The sequence below is a fragment of the Acetobacter musti genome (genome assembly GCF_011516835.1).
GTDB classification, from domain to species: domain Bacteria; phylum Pseudomonadota; class Alphaproteobacteria; order Acetobacterales; family Acetobacteraceae; genus Acetobacter; species Acetobacter musti.
Genome location: NZ_WOTB01000075.1, coordinates 1 through 4,418, shown reverse-complemented (window position 1 = coordinate 4,418; position 4,418 = coordinate 1). Strand labels below are relative to the sequence as shown.

Here is a 4,418-nt window from a genome sequence, read left to right as displayed (position 1 = left end):
TCTGTCTGCATCGGGTTCGTTTATTGCTTATGAAAAATTCTTTTGTGCAAAACAGACTTTTTCATAATCTAACCCGATGTACAACCCTTCTGTGAGATTTCCGCGTCGATCTTCTTGCCGTTGATCGACTTCGTGTCCAGGCTTAACCGGCCCTGTCGCGCGCTAGAATCAGAACCTGCACAGACACCCACTCGATGGCGGCCCGGTTGTCTGCCGGAAAGTGGCGATCGTGTCGTGATCTGGACGCAGGTATGCCGTCATGAAGCGTACGCCGATGTCGCGATTGCTGGCGGCGCGATCCAGCGTAAATCCGGTTTGTATAGCCGATCAAAAGCACCAGCGTCAGGCGCGGCTGATGCTGCGCCCTCCCGCCTGGGCGCATCGCGATGGAAAATGCGCTCATCGGAACGCGCTCAACGGCGGCAACAGCGAAATGCACCATATTGTCAGCCGAAAGGCATGACTTGAGATCAGGCGACACAAAATACGGCTGAGGCCGGTCAGACGGAATGAAGCTACTCATCACGCCACTTCTGCAGCCACGCCGCTGCAAGGGGTACCACAACCCGACGGATTGTTTTCGATGAGATGGCGCTTTTTATGCAGATGCCAGTTGTAGGGCGGCTTTGATTTCCGGTTTTTCTGTGGCCGAATACAGGCGGCGATGTTCCGGTCTGCGGGAGACTACCTGACCATCCTGTTGCTATAGCATCCCCGGTATACGATGACCTGCTCTGTCTTATCGGGAAGATCGCTCAGAAGAACCTCTGCTGCGCTGCAGTCAGATGAAGTCGGACCTGTCGCCCCTGACCGTCGCAGATGGCACGAAGCTTTGAGTTCAGGCCGCCCTTTGTCCGTCCAATATCGCGGGAAAAGCCCCTTTCTAGGCAAGGGGGCGGCTGTCCGGTGTCCCGTGAAGGATTGCACGGCCTTCGGTATGTGATCCGTTACGGTATTACATAGCGTGCGATGCAGAATGATCTGCCGCCGTGGTCTACGATTTATCAGCAATCCGGGCGCTGGATGGAAACTGGTTGTCTCGAGGCTCTGGTCTACGATCTGCGGGTTGTGCTGCGTATTGCGGCAGGAAAGAAGGCCGGACCGTCAACGGCGATCAGCGACAGCCGAATACCGCGTTGGACTCCGGGAAGTAGATCCCGCACCGGCCATAACGATGCAAAAAGAAAGAAGGATCAAAGCTGCACATGGCGGTCGACACCTTGGAGCATCTTCCGGCCCTGCACGACAGGGAAGACCGGGCAGAATCCATTGACTGAGGCCAGTTAGCAGACGACAGCCGGGAAGTCAGGCTGGCGTGGGCTGATCACGGCCATACCGGGTCAGAAGCAGCCAATGCAGCAAAGCAGCATGATATCACCCTCGAAATCATCAGGCTGCCTCAGGCTAAGTGGGGCTTTGTGTTACTGCCCCGTCGCCGGATTTTGGAGAGACCGTTCGCGTGGACAACCGACCCACGACGCTGGCGAAAGACTGCGAGTGCTGCGCCTCAACACTTGCTGCGATGCACACCACCGCCTTCGCACGCTTCATACTCAGAAACGCTGTCACCTGCGCTCACAAAATGCATAAGGCTCGCTAGGAGAAGCGTCGTTACCAAAGGATCATCTCCATCTTCTCGCGCTCCTTCCACCCGGCAATCCACGCTTGTCTGTCGCGGTCAGATAACATGGACGCCATGGTCAGAGCGTGACCCTCGGCATAAGCATCCCATCCAGCGTCATGCAGGCGCTCGAATTCCAGGTCTGGCGCGCGTTGTACATCAGGTGAAGTGGCAAAAACTCGCCGAATCAGACCGATAATCCTGATCTTTCTCAGCCAGATCAAGAATGGACCGGAAAAGCGGTTTTCCGACTGAGCGATAGAGGCTGCCCTGAGTGTCCGAGGCTCACACAATTGAGCACAGACCGGTGAGTGTGGGCTTAACGGCTGATGAGCGCCGCTCTTTCCATAAAAATAAGACTTCATTTTTTAAAGCACTTCTCCAGACATACGCTCCATGCACATAGTCATTCTAGCCGGCGCTAGCGCTTCTTCAGCATGGAAAAACCGTTGTTCGGCCATGTGGTTGACAGTCATCAGAAAGAACTGGTGCGGACCGCGCCCGTACGAACTGCTTTTAGCAAACGATTAACTACCGAAACATTAACGTTTCCGGATATTTAACAGATGTTAACGTTCTGCAACAGTTTGACATAAGGCGGCTGCCTGAAAAGTGCCCACACCAGAATACTGGTTTCTCGGCCCTCCTTAGTTGCAGCACCCGGGAGGTGTTGTCAGTTAAGCTCGGGACACATAGACAGAACATGACGGTCACGACGAAACAGATGGCCGAGCATCTGTCATAGGGTGCTATGATATGAGGCCAGTCCTTGAGTTTTGCGAATATGTTTTCGACGAGGAGGCACCTCTTATATAAAGATGCCAGATTTAAGGTGGTTTTGATTTGCGGTTTTTCCTCGTAGGAATACAGGCTGCGATATACCGGCCTGCTGGTGATAATCTGTTCCGATTACTATCATCACTCCGGTCTCTGATGAGTTGCTCTGTCTCATCCGCCAGATGAACATCAGTGCCTGTGAAGTCATTGACCTGTCCTGCGGTCAGATAAAGGCGGAGAGGCCGGCCTGCCCCGTCGCTCACAGGCTTATCCTCCATCCGCCAACTCATGAGCCTTATAATGGTGCTCAGCCCAATAAATTAACAGATGTTAAGCCTGACTTATCAAGCCCTTGGAGCGGTCCAAAGGAGCATCTCTGGGACAAAGCATCGAAGTGACCACGCAGTGCGCTCAGGCGAGCCAGACGATGCTTGACATCAGAGAAGTGGTGTAAACAAATTACGTGAACTCGTGTGCGCTACTATCGCACGACGTCTTTCGTTATCGCTAACGCAACCTCCAAAAAGCGTTCCCGTGATGCGTTGCGTCCACAACTGTAGGTTAAACGCGGTTGCCCGATAAACTCCGGCACGGTGGTCATATAAGACGTTAAGCTATATGGAAAACGCGGAGAGATGTTGCGAGGATCGTTTGTGAGTATTGAGAATTTTTCTTCCTGGATGGTCATTACGTTGAATGGGGCACCTGTCCTTCCGCGTGGCGCAACAGTCGTACAGAGTGTGGTATGGTCCGAGATTATCGCCCGACTTCAGAAACTGGACCCAGACAGAAAGACCTGGTGCCAGAAAAAGTGTCGTAATAATCATGATGACTACAATATAACCCTCGATGTTGTCCGAGGTTCTCCGTCTGCACACATTATCCGTCATTTGATGTCCGAAATACGGCTGAGTTTGTCTAGGGGACGCATCCCATTTATGGAGGAATTTCAGGAAGCGTCGCGTGCATATGTCGACGAAAGATGGGTGTCCTGGATACGAAACATCTTTATAAACGGCTTGCCCGGATCGGACAGATTTTCTGAGTCAATCGATGCAATAGCATCGCGAAGCCCGGAAGTAGATAGATTAGCACGGGCTTTATTCGATCAGGTGATGCCGTTTGCAGATCCTGCGGTTGGAAATTACGTAAAAAAGGTTTTGAATGCTGCGAAGCAATGTGATTGTCAGGAACTTTTTGAGATGATCCGGTTGAGAGGAGGGATTTGCCTTCCGCCGGCTGGAGACTCTTGTTAACCGGGAAAATCTTGACGTTTTTAAACATGAGATACCCGAAAACGAGATGAGGCGCTTTTTATAATTGTCGTAATCGTGTGTGGGCTGACAGAAACACAGCACTTAGGCTATCGGTCGGTCGACGTATTGCAGCATGAGGAGTGGAGAAAAATTTTTTACTGTCCGCAGCTCATTGATGATCTGCAGATCAGTTCAACGTTACGGAATTGCGTAGCGTGTGACGCCGAGTCATCTTCCGCAGTGGGCCACCGTATAACAATAATCACGACCGTGGGTGGGGACGGGCTGTTTCGAAGCTCTTGTCATGATTTGAGGGCTATGCTTCGTCTGGCTAGAAAGAAGGCTTAGCCAGCGACCGTGATCATCCGCAGCCCGGCACTGCGTTCGACCCGGCAAATGGCGTCAGATTTGGCTCTGATGACGCGAAAAGAAAGAGTGGCTTAAAGCTATATCCGGCCTTTGATACCCTGAGATATCTTCTGACTCTGCACTACTCTGACTGGGATGACGGCGCAGAAGCTGATCTGCTCGCTGAAGCCATCTAGAGCAATTCCACTGAACTCTGGCTCAGTGGAATTGCTCTAACTCATTGTTTATCGAGCATCTTCACCAGTTCGAATGTGTCCATTCAAACCGGATCTGCTCTAGCAGGTAATTGAGGTGGTCCCGTCCGTTCGGACAGTTTTGCGGGCTTGATAAGCTATACCCGGTTGTTGTTATGCCGCCCTTCTGACGGCGTTGCTGTTGGCCATCTGGTCCGGGGT

1 protein-coding gene and 1 pseudogene are annotated in these 4,418 nt (G+C 52.3%); one reads left to right on the top strand and one right to left on the bottom strand.

Annotation, left to right across the window (positions count from 1 at the left end):
- Positions 1-259: 259 nt before the first annotated feature.
- Positions 260-463, top strand: a complete 204-nt coding sequence (locus GOB93_RS20555) for a hypothetical protein (protein WP_173585225.1) — start codon at positions 260-262, stop codon at positions 461-463.
- Between the two features lie 307 nt (positions 464-770).
- Here the strand turns inward: GOB93_RS20555 and GOB93_RS22330 are convergent.
- Positions 771-869, bottom strand: a pseudogene (locus GOB93_RS22330) (IS5/IS1182 family transposase); the annotation flags it as partial.
- Between the last annotated feature and the right edge of the window lie 3,549 nt (positions 870-4,418).